At 66.6% G+C, this 15,859-nt stretch carries 15 protein-coding genes; 7 read left to right on the forward strand and 8 right to left on the reverse strand.

The features are described 5' to 3' along the window. Nucleotides 1-29 precede the first annotated feature (29 nt). Complete coding sequence (locus ACI48I_RS01195; RefSeq protein ID WP_498573098.1) at nucleotides 30-905, reverse strand: HDOD domain-containing protein; 876 nt, start codon at nucleotides 903-905, stop codon at nucleotides 30-32. 158 nt (nucleotides 906-1,063) lie between these two features. On the opposite strand from ACI48I_RS01195, the gene ACI48I_RS01200 reads away from it, so the two are divergent. Continuing rightward, the gene (locus ACI48I_RS01200) at nucleotides 1,064-1,633 is read left to right on the forward strand and encodes a DNA-3-methyladenine glycosylase (protein WP_498573099.1); all 570 of its coding nucleotides are present in this window, start codon (nucleotides 1,064-1,066) and stop codon (nucleotides 1,631-1,633) included. On the opposite strand, the gene ACI48I_RS01205 is transcribed toward ACI48I_RS01200, so the two are convergent. Then, complete coding sequence (locus tag ACI48I_RS01205) at nucleotides 1,614-3,338, reverse strand: methyl-accepting chemotaxis protein (RefSeq protein WP_498573100.1); 1,725 nt, start codon at nucleotides 3,336-3,338, stop codon at nucleotides 1,614-1,616. The genes ACI48I_RS01200 and ACI48I_RS01205 overlap by 20 nt on opposite strands. A gap of 55 nt (nucleotides 3,339-3,393) precedes the next feature. Next, nucleotides 3,394-3,846, reverse strand: a complete 453-nt coding sequence (locus ACI48I_RS01210) for a cache domain-containing protein (protein ID WP_193688264.1) — start codon at nucleotides 3,844-3,846, stop codon at nucleotides 3,394-3,396. A 293-nt stretch (nucleotides 3,847-4,139) separates the two neighbouring features. Here ACI48I_RS01210 and ACI48I_RS01215 point away from each other — a divergent pair, with 293 nt between their 5' ends. The 3 genes from ACI48I_RS01215 to ACI48I_RS01225 all read left to right on the forward strand — a co-directional run bounded on the left by ACI48I_RS01215 (nucleotide 4,140) and on the right by ACI48I_RS01225 (nucleotide 8,281). Continuing rightward, nucleotides 4,140-5,555 carry a KamA family radical SAM protein gene (locus ACI48I_RS01215; RefSeq protein ID WP_193688265.1) on the forward strand — a complete coding sequence of 472 codons (1,416 nt, stop codon included), beginning with the start codon at nucleotides 4,140-4,142 and terminating at the stop codon, nucleotides 5,553-5,555. A 24-nt stretch (nucleotides 5,556-5,579) separates the two neighbouring features. Beyond that, a complete protein-coding gene (locus tag ACI48I_RS01220; protein ID WP_498573101.1) occupies nucleotides 5,580-6,869 on the forward strand; it encodes an MFS transporter in 1,290 nt (429 codons plus the stop codon). A gap of 95 nt (nucleotides 6,870-6,964) precedes the next feature. After that, nucleotides 6,965-8,281, forward strand: a complete 1,317-nt coding sequence (locus ACI48I_RS01225) for a PQQ-dependent sugar dehydrogenase (RefSeq protein WP_498573102.1) — start codon at nucleotides 6,965-6,967, stop codon at nucleotides 8,279-8,281. A 23-nt stretch (nucleotides 8,282-8,304) separates the two neighbouring features. Here the strand turns inward: ACI48I_RS01225 and ACI48I_RS01230 are convergent, their stop codons facing one another. From ACI48I_RS01230 to ACI48I_RS01245, 4 genes are read right to left on the reverse strand one after another with little or no spacing between them, the layout of a single operon-like run. Further along, nucleotides 8,305-8,637 carry a hypothetical protein gene (locus tag ACI48I_RS01230; protein WP_193688268.1) on the reverse strand — a complete coding sequence of 111 codons (333 nt, stop codon included), beginning with the start codon at nucleotides 8,635-8,637 and terminating at the stop codon, nucleotides 8,305-8,307. A gap of 3 nt (nucleotides 8,638-8,640) precedes the next feature. Continuing rightward, nucleotides 8,641-11,157, reverse strand: a complete 2,517-nt coding sequence (gene ctaD, locus ACI48I_RS01235; protein ID WP_498573103.1) for a cytochrome c oxidase subunit I — start codon at nucleotides 11,155-11,157, stop codon at nucleotides 8,641-8,643. Further along, nucleotides 11,154-12,083 (reverse strand): cytochrome c oxidase subunit II, encoded by a 930-nt coding sequence (gene coxB / locus ACI48I_RS01240; protein WP_498573104.1) that lies wholly within the window; start codon nucleotides 12,081-12,083, stop codon nucleotides 11,154-11,156. Before coxB ends, ctaD begins: the two co-directional genes overlap by 4 nt. 8 nt (nucleotides 12,084-12,091) lie before the next feature. Next, nucleotides 12,092-12,484 (reverse strand): c-type cytochrome, encoded by a 393-nt coding sequence (locus ACI48I_RS01245; RefSeq protein WP_227496671.1) that lies wholly within the window; start codon nucleotides 12,482-12,484, stop codon nucleotides 12,092-12,094. A gap of 90 nt (nucleotides 12,485-12,574) precedes the next feature. Here ACI48I_RS01245 and ACI48I_RS01250 point away from each other — a divergent pair, with 90 nt between their 5' ends. The 3 genes from ACI48I_RS01250 to ACI48I_RS01260 all read left to right on the forward strand — a co-directional run bounded on the left by ACI48I_RS01250 (nucleotide 12,575) and on the right by ACI48I_RS01260 (nucleotide 14,434). Beyond that, nucleotides 12,575-13,135 carry a c-type cytochrome gene (locus ACI48I_RS01250; protein WP_498573105.1) on the forward strand — a complete coding sequence of 187 codons (561 nt, stop codon included), beginning with the start codon at nucleotides 12,575-12,577 and terminating at the stop codon, nucleotides 13,133-13,135. Next, nucleotides 13,132-13,509: a c-type cytochrome gene (locus ACI48I_RS01255; RefSeq protein ID WP_498573106.1), complete on the forward strand. Its 378-nt coding sequence runs from the start codon at nucleotides 13,132-13,134 to the stop codon at nucleotides 13,507-13,509. Before ACI48I_RS01250 ends, ACI48I_RS01255 begins: the two co-directional genes overlap by 4 nt. 76 nt (nucleotides 13,510-13,585) lie before the next feature. Beyond that, the gene (locus ACI48I_RS01260; RefSeq protein ID WP_193688273.1) at nucleotides 13,586-14,434 is read left to right on the forward strand and encodes a fumarylacetoacetate hydrolase family protein; all 849 of its coding nucleotides are present in this window, start codon (nucleotides 13,586-13,588) and stop codon (nucleotides 14,432-14,434) included. 36 nt (nucleotides 14,435-14,470) lie between these two features. On the opposite strand, the gene ACI48I_RS01265 is transcribed toward ACI48I_RS01260, so the two are convergent. Continuing rightward, nucleotides 14,471-15,802, reverse strand: coding sequence for an aspartate aminotransferase family protein (locus ACI48I_RS01265; protein ID WP_498573107.1), 1,332 nt, complete (start codon nucleotides 15,800-15,802; stop codon nucleotides 14,471-14,473). Nucleotides 15,803-15,859 lie beyond the last annotated feature (57 nt).

The raw sequence follows: 15,859 nt of genomic DNA on the forward strand, positions 1-15,859 counted from the left end.
ATCGTCCTGGCGGGGCGGCCTGTCAAAGCCTAGTGGTCGTCGTGCAGCGCTTCCTCGAGTTCGTCCAGCAGTTCGGCTGTTTCGTCCTCGTCGAGCGAGAGATAGGCGCGCGCGCGCTCGCCGCCCTTGTCCCATTCCGGCGAGCCGGCGTGGCCCTGGTAGCGGCGGATTGCGCGCTCGGCCAGCAGCGACAGGGCGACCAGCGAGCGCACGACGTCGTCGGTGTGCTCGTCTTCCAGCACGGCGTAGTCGTGGTGGTGCAGGATGGCCCAGGACACCTCGCTCGACAAGCCCCAGTTACGCGCCAGCAGGGTGCCGACGGCCGCGTGGTTGGTGCTGTGGCGCTCGTCCTCGAGTGCCGTGAACGCCCGCACCGCTTCGGCGCCGGCGTCCAGGAACGTGGCTTCGTAGTCGGGAAAGCGATTTACCAGAAGCGGCATGCCGGTATCGCAGAACAGGCCGAAGGTATGGGCGATATCGGGCGCGCCGATGCGCAGGCGGCGCGACAGGAACACCATCGCGTGCGAGCGCTTGGTCGATACGTCCCAGAAGTTGGCGAGGGCCGCGCGCTCGACCGGAATCGCCTGGCGCGCCAGCAGGCCGGTCATCAGGGCCGCCACCTGGTTAATCCCGAGGAACAAGATCGCCTGCTCGATCGACTTCGCGCGGCGCCCGCCGAACAGCGACGAATTGGCGAGCTTCAGCAGGGCGCCGGCCATGCCGACGTCGCGCGCGACGATGCGGCCGATGCGTTCGGGAGAGGGATCGCTTGAGGCCAGTTCCGCCTGCAGGTCGGCCAGCAGGGTGGGACGCGGCGGGATGCGGATCGACTTGATCAGCTCGTCAACCGGGTCGGCCGGCGCGGCAGCGGGCACCGCGACGCGCGATGCGGCACGCGTTGGCATTGCTTTAGCGGCAACATTACTCATGGAAGAAAGGTGCTTAGGGGAAATAAAAGCGAAGACCGTCACTATAAACGATGCTGCATTTCCTTGCAGTAATAGGCCAGCTTATGTGGAAAATCGGACAGAACGGTGTTGTCGGAAGGCCTAAAATCGCTCGCATGAACACAGCGAACCTTGCAGGAATCGATTTTTATGCGCCCAGCGAGATCGTCGCGCGCCAGTTGATCGGGGTCGTGGTGCTGGTCGACGGCGTCGGCGGACGCATCGTCGAGACCGAGGCCTATGACCGCGAAGACCCGGCCTCGCATGCCTTTTCCGGTCCTACCGAGCGCAATATGGCGATGTTCGGCCCACCGGCGCATTGTTACGTCTATCGCTCCTACGGCATCCACTGGTGCCTGAATTTCGTCTGCCGCGAGGAGGGGCACGGCGCCGGGGTGCTGATCCGTGCGATCGAGCCGCTGGCGGGGATTGACGTGATGCGCGCGCGCCGCGATGCCGAGGACATCGCGGCGCTGTGCTCGGGGCCCGGAAAACTGTGCCAGGCACTGGAGGTGACGCGCGACTTCAACGGCCGCTCGCTGGCGCAGCCTCCGTTCGCGCTGGAGGCCGCGCCGGCCGGACTGGAGATCGTCAGCGGCCCCCGGATCGGCATCTCCAAGGCGATGGACGTGCCCTGGCGTTTCGGCCTGGCCGGCTCCCGCTTCGTCAGCCGTCCGTTCCGCTGATCCGCTCGCGGCGCGCGCTTTTGACGGCAGCGCCGGCATCCGGCAGGGCGCGCGGCGTGCCGCGCATCGCGCTGCCCGGCGCGCGCCGCTCCGCCGGATCCTGGAACTCGGCCATATCGCACGTTTGGGACGTTTCGGATGCCTCGGCCAGCGGCTCGATGCCCTCGATTTTGAACACCGAGACCGCGCGCGCCAGGTTCACCGTCTGCTCATGCAGACTTTCCGCGGCCGCCGCCGCTTCCTCGACCAGGGCCGCGTTCTGCTGGGTCATGTCGTCCATCTGCCCCACCGCGCGATTGACCTCCGCAATGCCGTCGGCCTGCTCGGTGCTGGCCACGCTGATGCGCTCGATGATGTCGTTCACCTGTTTGACCGAGGCGACGATGTGGCCCATGCTGTTGCCCGCTTCGTTGACGGAAGCGGCGCCGCCGTCGATGATCGAGACCGAGTCCGCGATCAGCGACTTGATTTCCTTCGCCGCCGCCGCCGAACGCTGTGCCAGCGTGCGCACTTCGGAGGCGACCACGGCGAAGCCGCGCCCCTGTTCCCCGGCGCGCGCCGCTTCGACCGCCGCGTTCAGGGCCAGGATATTGGTCTGGAACGAGATGCCGTCGATGACGCCGATGATCTCGACGATCTTGCGCGAGCTGGCCCGGATCGATTCCATCGTCGTCACCGCGCGGTCGACCGCCTGGCCGCCGTGATCGGCCAGGCGCGCCGCTTCGGCCGCGAGGTCGGTCGCCAGGCGTGCGTTATTCGCGTTGTCCTTCACCGCCACCGTCAGCGTTTCCATCGCGCTGGCGGTCTGCTCGAGCGAGCCGGCCTGCATCTCGGTGCGGGTCGACAGGTCGAGGTTGCCGGTGGCGATCTCCTTCGAAGCGGTGTCGATCGAGCGCACCGAGGTCAGGATCGCGTGCAGCGTCGTGGTCAGGGTGCCGATCGTGTGGTCGAGCGCACGCGACGTGTCGGCGATCTCGTCTTTGCCATCGCTATCGGTGGCGCTGGCGAGGCGCCCTTCGGCCAGTTCGGACACCACGTCCGAAATCGCCCGGATGTCGGACAGCATGGCGCGCCGCACCAGCATCGTCACCGTGAGCGAGAGCGCGATCGACAGCACGACCAGCACCGCCATCGAGATGCCGAGCGTGCGGAACTCGGCGCCGGCGGCGGCATAGGCCTGCTCGCTCAGGTGCGTTTCCAGCGTCGCCAGCTGGGCCAGCTGGGTATTCAGTGTGACGAATTCCTTCTCCGCCTTCTGCATCGAATTGGTCGCGATCGACTGGTCGACCGAGGCCATCTCGATGGTGTCGAGGACCGCCTTTCGGTAAGCGGCGAGGGCGGTCCTGGAGGCCTCGATCAGCTTGCGCTCGGACGGCTCGGCGACTTTCGCCAGCGCGTCCAGGCGGGTCTTGATGTCCGCGTGCTTGTTGTTGATCTCCTTGACGAGGGCATCGAGCCGGTTCTTGGCGAAGCTGCCGCTGACCCAGGCCAGCAACTGATAAATGTTCGCGTGCGCGTACTTGGCGTCGCCGGCGACATCGGCCGCGTCCTGCAGGCGCGCCGCGCGCACCTGCACCATGTTCTCGAGCGAGGCATGCTGGCGCACCATGCCGTAATAGGCGGCGCCGGAAAGCAGCGTCAGCAGCACGAGCACCAACCCCGGCGCCAAGAGCAGCTTCGGGCCAATCCGTAGTTTTTTCAGCATCCCGTTCTCCCGCAATGAAAAAAGGCGGCCGAAGCCGCCCCAGGTGAGACCACGTTTACTTCTTGTAGATACCGGCTTCCAGCACGACGCCGTCGACCAGCAGGATATAGGTCGTCTTCGGCTCGATCTTGCCGTTGGTCGGGTTCTTGTACTGGTAATCGACCCAGCCTTTACCCTTGGCGGCGGCCAGTTCGATGATTTCGCGGCGGTATTTCTTGCCGTTCGCGTCAGGCACGTCGGTCAGGTCCTTGCCGACGATCGACGGGTTGTACGGGTGCGCCAGCACGATGCCGGTCTTGACGTCGCGCAGGTCGACATACAGTTCGCCCTGGACGAAGTCCGGATCCTTGGCGTTGATGCGCTTCATCATTTCATCCTTGCCCTTGGCCTTGATCAGGGCGGCGCCGCGTTCGGCCATCGCGATCGCATCCTTTTCGGTCGGTTCGGCCAATGCACCCGAGCAGGCGAGTCCGAGGCACAGGGCGGTGGCAGTGGCGAGCAGCTTCATGAGAACGGTCCTTTCGGTTGAATCCAGCTGGAGGGAAACTTTCCTAAGTGCATTGAGGAATGTACGCTGCACTTTCGCTAGGCAACTTGCGCTATCGCAAATGGGTAAGGACGCTGCACACATGGCGCCACATGTCTTGCAGCAAACATTCAATTCCATGTGGAAATTTTGTGTGTATTTGATTGATTGTGTGCAATTGCGCGCGCCGTGCACGCTCTACGATGAGTTCCCGTCGGCAACTTCTTACTCAAGAATTCGTCCGTCGCCCCACCCCATCTTTCCTTTCCAGGAGCATGCCCGTGACCACCACCGAATCGACGCCCGCCAAGTTCAAGCCGTATACACGCCAGACCATCGCGCTTGCCCGTCAGTGGCAATGGATGAGTCCAGAGTTGCAGGAAGCAACCCAGGTCGTCTCGCATGTGCTGCCGTTTCGCGTCAACGAATATGTGCTCGACCAACTGATCGACTGGGACCGGATTCCCGACGACCCGATTTTCCGGCTCACCTTCCCGCACCGCGACATGCTGCCGGCTCGCGAGTACGAACAGCTGCGCGACCTGGTGCTGCATAAAAAGGACGATGCGGCGATCGCAAAGCTGGTGCACCAGATCCGCATGCGCATGAACCCGCACCCGGCCGGCCAGATGACCCATAACGTGCCGCGCGTGAACGATGCGCCCCTGAAGGGCTTGCAGCACAAATACAAGGAAACCGTGCTGTTTTTCCCGAGTTCGGGCCAGACCTGCCACGCCTACTGCACCTTCTGCTTCCGCTGGCCGCAGTTCGTCGGCATGGACGACATGAAGTTCGACGCCCGCGAATGCTCGGAGCTCGTCGCCTACCTCAAGACGCATCCGGACGTGACCGACGTCCTGATCACCGGCGGCGACCCGATGATCATGAATACGCGCTCGCTGACCGAATTCCTCGAGCCGCTGCTGGCGCCGGAGCTGGCGCATATCCAGAACATCCGCATCGGCACCAAGTCGGTTGCCTACTGGCCGCAGCGCTACGTCTCGGACAAGGATTCGGATGACCTGATGCGCCTGTTCGAGCGGGTGGTAAAAGCCGGCAAAAACCTCGCCATCATGGGCCACTACAACCATGCGGTGGAGCTGCGCCAGCCGATCGCGCAGCAGGCAGTCAAACGCATCGTCGGCACCGGCGCCACGCTGCGCATGCAGGGCCCGCTGATCCGCCACATCAACGAAGACCCGAAGAGCTGGGCCGAGCTGTGGACGACCGGCGTGCGCCTGGGCGCCATCCCGTACTACATGTTCGTCGAGCGCGACACCGGTCCGAGCGAGTATTTTTCGCTGCCCCTGGCGCGCGCACACGAGATCTTCCAGCAGGCCTATTCGATGGTCTCGGGCCTGTCGCGCACCGTGCGCGGTCCTTCGATGAGCGCCTTCCCGGGCAAGGTCGTGATCGACGGCGTGGTGACGATCAATGGCGAAAAACTGTTCGCGCTGCAGTTCCTGCAGGCGCGCAATCCGGAATGGGTGCGTAAGCCCTTCTTCGCCAAATACGACTCGGAAGCCACCTGGCTCGACCACCTGAAACCGGCTTTTGGGCGCAAGAAGTTCTTCTTCGAAGACGAGGCCGGCGAAGGCGGCCACCACGGACCCGCCGGCCGCGTGATCCCGATCGTGCAGGCGTCGCAGAACGACCGCCGCGCCAGCGACAGCCAGCCCAGCGCTGCTTGAGCTGAACCCGGACCCGGACCCGCCATGGGCGACCAGAACGCGCCACGCCTGTCCGGCGTGGCGGTTTTCTTCTACGTGTTCCTGCCGTTCGCGCTGGGACACTACCTGTCCTCGCTGCTGCGCAACGTGAACGCCGTGCTGGCCCCCGACCTGGTCGGCTCGCTCGCGCTCACGCCGGGGCAACTGGGCCTGCTCACCAGCGCCTTCTTCTTCGCCTTCGCGCTGGTGCAGCTGCCGGTCGGGATTGCGCTCGACCGCTACGGGCCGCGCAAGGTACAACTGCTGCTGATGCTGGTGGCGGCCGTCGGGGCCCTGCTGTTCGCGCGCGGCCAGGGCTTCGGCCAGCTGGTGCTGGCGCGGGCGATCATGGGCCTGGGCCTGGGCGGCTGCTTCATGTCGGCCGTGAAAGCCATCTCGACCTGGATCGCACCGGGCAAGCTGCCTTCGGTGCACGGCTACCTGATCGCGGTCGGCGGCCTCGGTGCGGCATCGTCGACCATGCCGGTGCGCATGGCGCTCGAATACACGGACTGGCGCGGGCTGTTCGTGCTGCTGGCAGCATGCATCGCCGCCAGCGGTGCCCTGATCTGGCTGTTCGCGCCGCGCAGCGCGGCATCCACCGGCAACCGCCCGCCGATGCTGTCCTCGATCCTCAGCGTCTACCGCACGCCCGCGTTTCGCTCGACCATTTCCCTGGTCCTGCTGCCGCATGCGGTGTTCTTCGGGATCCAGGGCCTGTGGATCGGGCGCTGGCTGGCGGACGTGGCGCGCTTTCCGAACGATGCCGTGGCCTACCTGCTGTATCTCGGCATGGCCGCCGTCATCTTCGGGGCGATCGCGGTGGGCATGATCACCGAATGGGCGGGCCGGCGCGGCGTGACGCCGCTCGACGTCGCCGGCGCCGGGATTGCCCTGTTCATGCTGGTGCAGGCGGCTTTCGTGTTCGGCTACAAGCCGAGCTTCCAGCTGCTGTCGGTGCTGTTCACGCTGGTGGGCACGATCACCGGCATCGAATACGCGATCGTTGCCCAGAGCATGCCGCGCGAGCTGACGGGCCGCGCCGCGACCTGCCTGAACCTCCTGATTTTTGTCGGCGCCTTCCTGGTGCAGGCCGGGTTCGGACTGGTGGTCGGGCTGTGGCATCCGGACGGCGGCGGGCATTATCCGGCCTTGGCGTACCAGGTGGCGTTCGGGGTGCTGGTGCTGCTGCAGCTGCCCGGACTGGTCGGCTACGCGCGGCGGCGATTTGCGTCTTGCCCAGCTCCCGACCCGGCCGCGCCGGCGGACATCGAGGAGGCGCGCACACCCGCCTGAGCGGCGCATGTGCCATGGACGGAATCGAGCGGAACGGTCTTGTCTTATTCGCTACAATGGGCCGACCCGTCCTTCGATTCCGTCCAGGAGACATCATGCGCTTTCGCTCGTCCTCCCTCGTGGCCGCCGCCGCGTTACTCAGCCTGTCTGCATGCGGCGACAAATCCACGCTCCCGGTCGGCGCCGGTGTCGGGCCTTCGCCGACCCTGCCGGAGCCGAAGAAAAGCCTGATCCCGACGGTCGACATCGCGCCGGCCAAGGGCTGGAACGGTGCCAGGCCGCTTGCCGCCCAGGGCCTGGAAGTGAGCGCACTGGCGAGCGGCCTGGATCACCCGCGCTGGCTCCACGTGCTGCCCAACGGCGACGTGCTGGTGGCCGAGACCAACGCGCCGGAGCGGCCGGACGACAAGAAGGGGATTCGGGGCTACATCATGGGCAAGGTGATGGCGAAGGCCGGCGCCGCCGTCCCGAGCGCCAACCGCATCACCCTGCTGCGCGACACGGATGGCGACGGCGTGGCAGACGTGCGCAGCGTCTTCCTGAAGGGACTGTATTCGCCCTTCGGCATGGCGCTGGTGGGAGACATGCTGTACGTGGCGAACGCGGACGGCATCGTGCGCTTCCCGTACAAGGAAGGCGCGACCGAGATCACGGCCGCGCCGCAGAAGGTGGCGCCGCTGCCGGGCGGGTCGCTCAACCACCACTGGACCAAGAACATCATCGCCAGCAAAGACGGCAGCAAGCTGTACGCGACCGTCGGCTCGAACAGCAATGTGGCCGAAAACGGCATGGAGAACGAGGTCAATCGCGCGGCGATCCTCGAAGTGGACCTGAAGAGCGGCAGCACGCGCCTGTTCGCTTCGGGCCTGCGCAATCCGAACGGCATGGCCTGGGAACCGCAGACCGGTACCCTGTGGACGGTCGCCAACGAGCGCGACGAGATCGGAAGCGACCTGGTGCCCGACTATCTCACTTCGGTGAAGGAGGGCGCCTTCTACGGCTGGCCCTACAGTTACTATGGCCAGCACGTCGACGAACGGGTGAAACCGCCGCGTCCGGACCTGGTGGCGAAAGCGATCGCTCCCGACTACGCCCTCGGCGCCCACGTCGCCGCGCTGGGCCTTACGTTTGCCGAAGGCGCGAAGCTCGGTCCCGCCTATGGCAGCGGCGCCTTCATCGGCCAGCACGGCTCCTGGAACCGCACGCCGCTGTCGGGCTATAACGTCGTGTTCATCCCCTTCGCCGGCGGCAAACCGAACGGCAAGCCGGTCGAGGTGCTGACCGGATTCGTCGACAAGAACGGCGATGCGCGCGGGCGGCCTGTGGGTGTGGCGATCGACAAGGCAGGCGCGCTGCTGGTGGCCGACGATGTCGGCAATGTCATTTGGCGCGTGCGGCCGGCGGCGAGGTAGATTCTCGATCGTTCGCGAACGAATTACGAACAACTATCGACGAACCACAAAGGCACCGAGGTCCACGCAATCCCCGCGAACGCCAGCAGCGCCGTGAGCGCCGCCGCCCAGTCCAGCAGGGCCGTACCCTCGTCGCCGCCGCCAAGCGTGCGCCGGCCACGCCACGCCAGCGCCGCGCAGATCGCCAGCGCGACGATCGTCATCAGGGCCAGCGGCAGCCGGTGCGGACTGCCCGGGGCGAACCCGGCCGGGCTGCACTGGCCCGCCACCAGCACATAGCTGCCGGCGAAATGCGCGGCCCAGACCAGGAGCGGCAGGGTACCGCGAATGAGCTTCGTGAAGAACCGTTCGCGCATCGATCACTCCATCAGCAAGGGAACGCCATGCACCGCCAGCGCCAGGGCGATGCCCTGCAGCGTCGTGTAATGCCAGATCAGCGCCGTGTTGTCGAGCGTCGCACGGCTGGCCGGGGACAGGCGGCCGCTCCATGCGCGCGCCGCCAGATAGGGGCCGGCCAGTGCCAGCACGATCACGTGCAGGCCCTGGTAGCTTAGCAGCGCCGCGATCGTCGCGCTCCATGCCATCGTGCGCGGCGCCAGGCCTGCCAGTTGATAACCGTGCAGGTCGACCAGGAAGCTCGCCAGGACGCAGCCGGTCGCCGCGAGCGCCAGCCAGGGCAGGCGCCGTTTGCCGAGGCTGCGCCCGGCCCACAGCATCAATCCCGAGCCGGCAAGCAGCAGGGCGCCCGCGATCAGCGGCCAGCGCAGCGCCGGCAGGCTGGCCGAAGGCGGAGGACACACCTCGAGACGCATCGAGATGTGGATATAGGCGAAGACGAAGGAAGCGAAAATGGTCGCGTCCACCACCAGCATGATGATCGTCGCCCACCAGGAGTGCGAAGCCGTGCCGCGCGCGCCCACGGGCAGCACCAGCGTGTCCGAAACGCGCGCTTCGGTCATGGATGGCTTCCTGTCCGAACCCCACAGCCAGATCACGGTCGCGACGATCGCCGCGATGCCGCAGATCCAGGCCGTCACGTTCATCTTGACCGTCAGCAGCAGGAAGAAGCCCGCAGTGCCGGCCGCCGCGATGAAGGGCAGCCAGCTGTCGCCCGGCAGGATCAGCAGATACGTCGGCTTACCCGCGACCGGGCTGGTGGCGATCGTCTCGCGTCCGCCGCTCACCGTGCCGGGCAGGTAGTGCTGGCCTGCCTCCACCTGTTCGGCAAGGCCCGGCTGGTCCCATAAGGGATCGGCGGATCGTACTTCCGGGATGCTGCGCGTCGCGTAGTCTTCCGACGGCAGCCATTCGAGGGTCGAGGCATTCCAGGGATTGCCGACCGGCTGCCCGGGCCGGCGCAGCGTGCGCACGGTATCGACCAGGAACACGACAACCCCGAGCGCCAGCATGAAGGCGCCAATCGTGGATGCCATGTTCAAGCCGTCCCAGCCCATCCCGGCTGGATAGGTATACACCCGGCGCGGCATGCCCAGCAGCCCGGTGACGTGCATCGGGAAGAAGGCAATATTAAAACCGCCGAACATCAGCCAGAACGCCCATTTCGCCACCCGCTCCGACAGGCGCTGGCCCTTGATCAGCGGCAGCCAGTAGTACAGGGCCGCGAACACCGGGAATACCATCCCGCCGACCAGCACGTAATGCAGGTGGGCGACAATAAAATACGTGTCGTGCGCCTGCCAGTCGAAGGGCAGCAGCGCCACCATCACGCCCGTCAGGCCGCCGAGGACAAAGATGAACATGAAGCCGGCCAGGAACAGGGCCGGCGCCGTCATCGTGATCCTGCCGCGCCAGAGCGTGGCGATCCAGGCGAACACCTGGATCGCGGTCGGCACCGCGACCGCCATGCTGGCGGCCGATACGAAACTCATCGTCATCACGCCCAGGCCGGCCGTGAACATGTGGTGCGCCCACAGCGCAAAGCTGAAGAAGCAGACGACCACCAGCGCCACGATGATCGCTTTTCTCCCGACCAGGGCGGTGCCGGCAATCGTCGGAATCATGGTCGAGACCATGCCGGCGGCGGGCAGGAAGATGATGTAGACCTCGGGGTGGCCGAAGAACCAGAACAGGTGCTGCCACAGGATCGGATCGCCCCCGCGCTCGCCGATGAAGAAGGGCCAGTCGAAGGCGCGCTCCATCTCCAGCAGGGCGGTGCCGGCGATGATGGCCGGGAAGGCGAACACGATCATCACGGCGACCACCAGCATGGCCCAGGCATATACCGGCATGCGAGAGAGCGTCATGCCCGGTGCGCGCGTAAACAGGATGCCGACGATCAGTTCGATGGCGCCGGCGATCGCCGAGATCTCGATGAAGCCGATCCCGAGCAGCCAGAAGTCGGCGTTCAGCCCCGGCGAATACTGTTTACCCGTCAGCGGCGGGTACATGAACCAGCCGCCGTCGGGCGCGAGGCCGAAGAACAGGGTACAGAAGAAGGCCAGGCCGCCAATCGCATACGCCCAATAGGCGTAGGCCGACAGGCGCGGGAAGGGCAGATCCCGCGCGCCCAGCATGTTCGGCAGCAGGTAGACGGCCAGCGCTTCGACGATGGGAATCGCGAACAGGAACATCATCACCGTGCCGTGCATGGTGAAGATCTGGTTGTAGCTGCCGGCCGCGAGCAGCGTGTTGTCGGGCACGGCCAGCTGGGTGCGCATCATCAGGCCGAGGATCCCGGCCAGCAGGAAGAACAGCAGGGCGGTGCCGATGTAGAGCAGGCCGATATTCGTGTTGTTGACGCTGGTGAGAAAGCGCAGGCCGGTCGGCGTGCGCCAGGTTTTCTCCAGCCGCGCCAGCTCGTCGGGAGGGCGGGGGAGGGAGCTCGGTAGTGTCGCTTTGCCGATGGTTGTCGTCATTTCAGCTGCTCCAGCCAGGCGGCCAGGGCGTGCAGCGCCTCGCCGTCGATGTCGAGGGCGGCCGGCATGCGCGCGCCCGGCTTGATCGCTTGCGGATTGGCGATCCAGCCGGCCAGCGTGCCGCGGTGATTCTGCAGGGTGCCGGCGGCAATATGCATGCGGCCGCCCACGTGGGTCAGGTCCGGGCCCAGGCGCGCGCCCTCGGCCACGCCGCGGACCGTATGGCAGCTCTGGCAGCGCTGCTCGAGAAAGGCGGCGCGGCCGCGTTCGATCAATGCCTTATCCGGCGCCCTGGCCGGCTGCGCCTCGCGCGCCAGCCAGGCGTCGAATTCGGCGGGCGCCATGGCCACCACGTGCAGCGCCATACGCGCGTGCTGCTCGCCGCAGTATTCGGCGCACTGGCCGCGGTAGATCCCGGGTTTGTCGGCATGCAGGGTGAGGCCGGTGACGCGTCCCGGTACCGTATCCATCTTGCCGTTCAGGGACGGCACCCAGAGGCTGTGGATCACGTCCGTCGACGTCAGGCCCAGGTAGACCGGGCGTCCCGTGGGAATGCGGATCTCGTTGGCGCTGACGATGTCGCGCCCGCTGGCCGGATCGCGGTAACGCACCTCCCACCACCACATTTTCGCGGTGACGCCGATGCTCATCGCCCCGCGCGAGGTTTGCGGCGACAGATTCGCGCTGCGCCAGGTGCTCCAGACCAGCAGCGCGGTGAGCACCACGACCGGGAAGGCAATGCCGGCGCCGGCGATCCACCAGCGCGTCGAGGCGTGGCGCGCATCGCGTCGCAGGCTGAGTACCATCAGCGCCATGACGGCAATAAAAATGACCGCGCCGCCGCCGAACAGCACCCAGGCCAGGTGCGCGATGATGGCCGCGTCGGGACTGGCCGGGTGCAGGACCGACTGCAGCGGAAGGTTCATCGTTCCCGTCATTGCAGCGTGAACAGGTAGGCCGCCATATGGCGCGCTTCCTGGGGCGAGACGCCCAGGTCGGGCATGCCGGTGCCGGGTTTCATGGCCGGCGGGTTGTCGAGCCAGCGGGTGAGATTGTCCGCCGTGTTCGGGATACCCCCTGCGATATAGCTGCGCCGCCCGAACTGGGCCAGGGGCGGCCCGGCATCGCCGACTGCGCCCGGCACCTCGGGAATCGCGTGGCAGGCCGTGCACTGGTAGTGCGCCATCAGGCGCTGGCCCTGGGCCGGATCGCCGCCGCTCACCTTTTTCGGCACGTCGCGCTCGCCGCAGCCGGCCAGCAATGCCGCGCACATGCCGGCGAGGCAGAGCGCACGGGACAATGCGAGGAGGTGAAAGTGATTGCGCACAATTGAATCCGATGAAGCCGATGGCTCTATATAATACAAGAGAAACAATATCATTTTTTCAACAGTGCGCACCCCAGCCAGCCACGACCCATGCCTTCGAACCGGACTCGCCTGATCCTGAAAACCGCTGCCGCCACGCTGGTGCTGTCGGGCCTGGCCGCCGCCGTCGCCGGCACCGTCGTCATGCGCGCCGGCTGGTACGACATCGGGGCCACCGCCCAGCACCTGCAGCCCGTGTATTCGCTGCTCGAACTGGGCATGCGCTACTCGGTGCGCAATCATTCGAGTGAGGTCAAGGTGCCCCCGCTGGGTGCGCCGCAGCAGGTGCAGCGCGGGGCGCAGGTCTTCAACGCCCAGTGCGCCCAATGCCATGGCGGCCCCGGTTTTGCCCAGGCGAAGATCGGCCAGAGCATGCAGCCCCTGCCTGGCCCCCTGGTCGACGCCAGCGCGCGCTGGCAGCCGCGCGAGCTGTACTGGATCACCAAGCACGGCATCAAGATGAGCGGGATGCCGGCCTGGCAGTTCCACCTGAGCGAGGACGAGCTGTGGGCGGTGGTGGCCTTCATGGGCGTGCTGCCGACCCTGTCGGCGCGCGATTACGCGCAGGCGACGGGTGCGCCCGCGCCGGTGCCGGCGGGAGCATCGCGATGAGTGCGCGCCTGTTCGGCTGCAGTGTGGTGCAAGTGCTGGCGCTGGCGCTGCTGGCCGGCTGCCAGGACAAGCAGCTGGCCGCCAGCGTGCAGGGCGATCCCGCGCGCGGACGCATCGCGCTGGCCCAGCATGCCTGCCGCGCCTGCCACATGATTCCCGGCGTGACCGGCTCCGAGACCTATGTCGGGAGGCCGCTGGACGACCTGGCCGAACGCCGCTTCATCGCCGGGGTGCTGCCCAACACCCAGGCCAACCTGGTGCACTGGATCCGCGATCCGAAATCGGTCGACCCGCGCACCGCGATGCCGACGCTGGGCGTGAGCGAACGTGATGCGCTCGACATGAGCGCCTGGCTGCTGACCGCGAAAAAATAAGCGCAACTGGTATCATGCGGACCCGTCCGGGACGCCATGGTGGCGCCTGCGGACGAGCGAAAGACAAGGGGAAAACATGAGATTGGTGCGCTATGGCCGCCCGGGCAAGGAAAAGCCGGGCCTGTTCGACGACGAAGGGCGCCTGCGCGACCTGTCCGGCGTCATCGCCGACATCGATGCCGCCGTGCTGAACGATCGCGCGCTGCGCAAACTGGCCAAGGTCGACACGAAGACGCTGCCGCTGGTGCGCGGCAATCCGCGCCTGGGCGTGCCGGTCAAGGGCGTCGGTAAATTCATCGGCATCGGCATGAACTACGCCGACCACGCCGCCGAGACGGGCGCCGCGGTGCCGACCGAGCCGGTCTTCTTCACCAAGGCGATCAGCTCCCTGAACGGCCCGGACGACCCGATCCAGCTGCCGAAAGGCTCGAAAAAAACCGACTGGGAAGTGGAGCTCGGCGTCGTCATCGGCACCCGCGCCCAGTACGTGAGCGAAGAGGAGGCGTTGAACTTCGTCGCCGGCTACTGCGTCGTGAACGACGTCTCCGAGCGCGCCTACCAGTTCGAAATGGGCTCACAGTGGGATAAGGGCAAAGGCTGCGATACCTTCGGCCCGGTCGGCCCCTTCCTGGTCACGCGCGACGACGTCTATGACGTGCAGGACCTCGACCTGTACCTGGAACTGAACGGCAAGCGCATGCAGACCGGGAACACCTCGAGCATGATTTTCACGGTGGCGCAGATCGTCAGCTACGTGTCGCGCTTCATGACGCTCGAGCCGGGCGACATCATCACCACCGGCACGCCGCCGGGCGTCGGCCTGGGGCGCAAGCCGCAGCGCTTCCTGAAAAAGGGCGACACGCTGAGATTGGGGATTGCCGGCTTGGGCGAGCAGCAGGCGGAAGTGGTGGCGTTTCCGAAATGAAGATGTCGGGTGGGCACATCGTGCCCACCCATCCGGTCATTTCACCAGCGCCGCGTCGACCGCTTCGGCCAGCCGCGCCACGATCTCCGACAACTCCGACGCACTCACGATGAACGGCGGCGCCAATAAAATGTGGTCGCCGCGCTGGCCATCGATCGTCCCGCCCATCGGATACACCATCAGCCCGCGCGCCATCGCCTCTGCCTTGATCGCCGCATGGAGTTTGCGCTCCGGCGCGAACGGCTCCTTGGTCGCCCGGTCCCGCACCAGTTCGATCCCGAGGAACAGCCCGCGCCCGCGGATGTCTCCCACGTGTTCGTGCTTCCCGAAGACGTCGCCCAGCATGCGTTTCAGGGTGGCGCCGCGCCGCTGCACCTGCTGCAGCAGGCCGTCGCGCTCGATCACCTGCTGTACGGCCAGCGCGGCCGCTGCCGCCACCGGATGGCCGATGTAGGTGTGGCCATGTAAAAAACTGCCGCTGCCCTGGCGCAGGCGCTCGACGATCGCGCCCTGGGCCAGCACCGCGCCGATCGGCTGGTAGCCGCCGCCCAGCCCCTTCGCCACCGTGATGATGTCAGGCGCCACGCCATCCTGTTCAATTGCGAACAGGGTGCCGGTGCGGCCCATCCCGCACATGACTTCGTCGGCGATGAACAGGATGCCGTGGCGGTCGCAGATCTCGCGCACGCCCTTGAAGTAGCCGGGCGTGGGCGGAATCGCGCCGCCGGTGGCGCCCACCACCGGTTCCGCGACAAAGCCGATCACCTTGTCCGGCCCGGCCTTGATGATGGCCGTCTCGAGTTCGTCGAGCAGAGCGGCCGTGTACTCGTCGACGCTCTGGTTGTCGCGGCGGTCGCGGTATTCGTAGCAGGGAGCCACGCGCGGCACCTCCATCAGCAGCGGCGCGAAGGGCTTGCGGCGCCACTCGTTGCCGCCGACCGCGAGCGCGCCCAGCGTGTTGCCGTGATAGCTCTGGCGCCGTGCGATGAAGAGCGAGCGTCCCTCTTCGCCGCCTTCGACGAAATACTGGCGCGCCAGCTTCAGCGCCGTCTCCATCGCCTCCGAGCCGCCCGAGACCAGGTAGACCGCCCCGATCCCGGCGGGCGCGCGCGCTACCAGCGTGTCGGCCAGCTCTTCGGCCACCTCGGTCGTGAAGAAGGCGGTGTGCGCGTAGGCGCAGCGGTCGATCTGGCGGTGCATCGCGGCGATCACGTCCGGGTGGCCATGCCCGAGCGAAGACACGGCCGCGCCGCCGCTGGCGTCGAGGTAGGCGTTTCCGGCGCTGTCGTAGACGGTGACACCCGAGGCGCCGACGGCAAACGGCGGCGTCTGGCGCAGGCTGCGGTGGATGATATGAGTCATGAGCACTCCCTCCGGCAAAAAGTTGACGGTTGACAATAAGCTTGCCGGGGCCGGATTCCTTTG

The organism is Massilia sp. LXY-5 (assembly GCF_059801075.1).

Coding starts and splice junctions, on each gene's coding strand:
- ACI48I_RS01195 (WP_498573098.1), bottom strand. CDS start 905: ATGCCAACGCGTGCCGCATCGCGCGTCGCGGTGCCCGCTGCCGCGCCG.
- ACI48I_RS01200 (WP_498573099.1), top strand. CDS start 1,064: ATGAACACAGCGAACCTTGCAGGAATCGATTTTTATGCGCCCAGCGAG.
- ACI48I_RS01205 (WP_498573100.1), bottom strand. CDS start 3,338: ATGCTGAAAAAACTACGGATTGGCCCGAAGCTGCTCTTGGCGCCGGGG.
- ACI48I_RS01210 (WP_193688264.1), bottom strand. CDS start 3,846: ATGAAGCTGCTCGCCACTGCCACCGCCCTGTGCCTCGGACTCGCCTGC.
- ACI48I_RS01215 (WP_193688265.1), top strand. CDS start 4,140: ATGCCCGTGACCACCACCGAATCGACGCCCGCCAAGTTCAAGCCGTAT.
- ACI48I_RS01220 (WP_498573101.1), top strand. CDS start 5,580: ATGGGCGACCAGAACGCGCCACGCCTGTCCGGCGTGGCGGTTTTCTTC.
- ACI48I_RS01225 (WP_498573102.1), top strand. CDS start 6,965: ATGCGCTTTCGCTCGTCCTCCCTCGTGGCCGCCGCCGCGTTACTCAGC.
- ACI48I_RS01230 (WP_193688268.1), bottom strand. CDS start 8,637: ATGCGCGAACGGTTCTTCACGAAGCTCATTCGCGGTACCCTGCCGCTC.
- ctaD (WP_498573103.1), bottom strand. CDS start 11,157: ATGACGACAACCATCGGCAAAGCGACACTACCGAGCTCCCTCCCCCGC.
- coxB (WP_498573104.1), bottom strand. CDS start 12,083: ATGAACCTTCCGCTGCAGTCGGTCCTGCACCCGGCCAGTCCCGACGCG.
- ACI48I_RS01250 (WP_498573105.1), top strand. CDS start 12,575: ATGCCTTCGAACCGGACTCGCCTGATCCTGAAAACCGCTGCCGCCACG.
- ACI48I_RS01255 (WP_498573106.1), top strand. CDS start 13,132: ATGAGTGCGCGCCTGTTCGGCTGCAGTGTGGTGCAAGTGCTGGCGCTG.
- ACI48I_RS01260 (WP_193688273.1), top strand. CDS start 13,586: ATGAGATTGGTGCGCTATGGCCGCCCGGGCAAGGAAAAGCCGGGCCTG.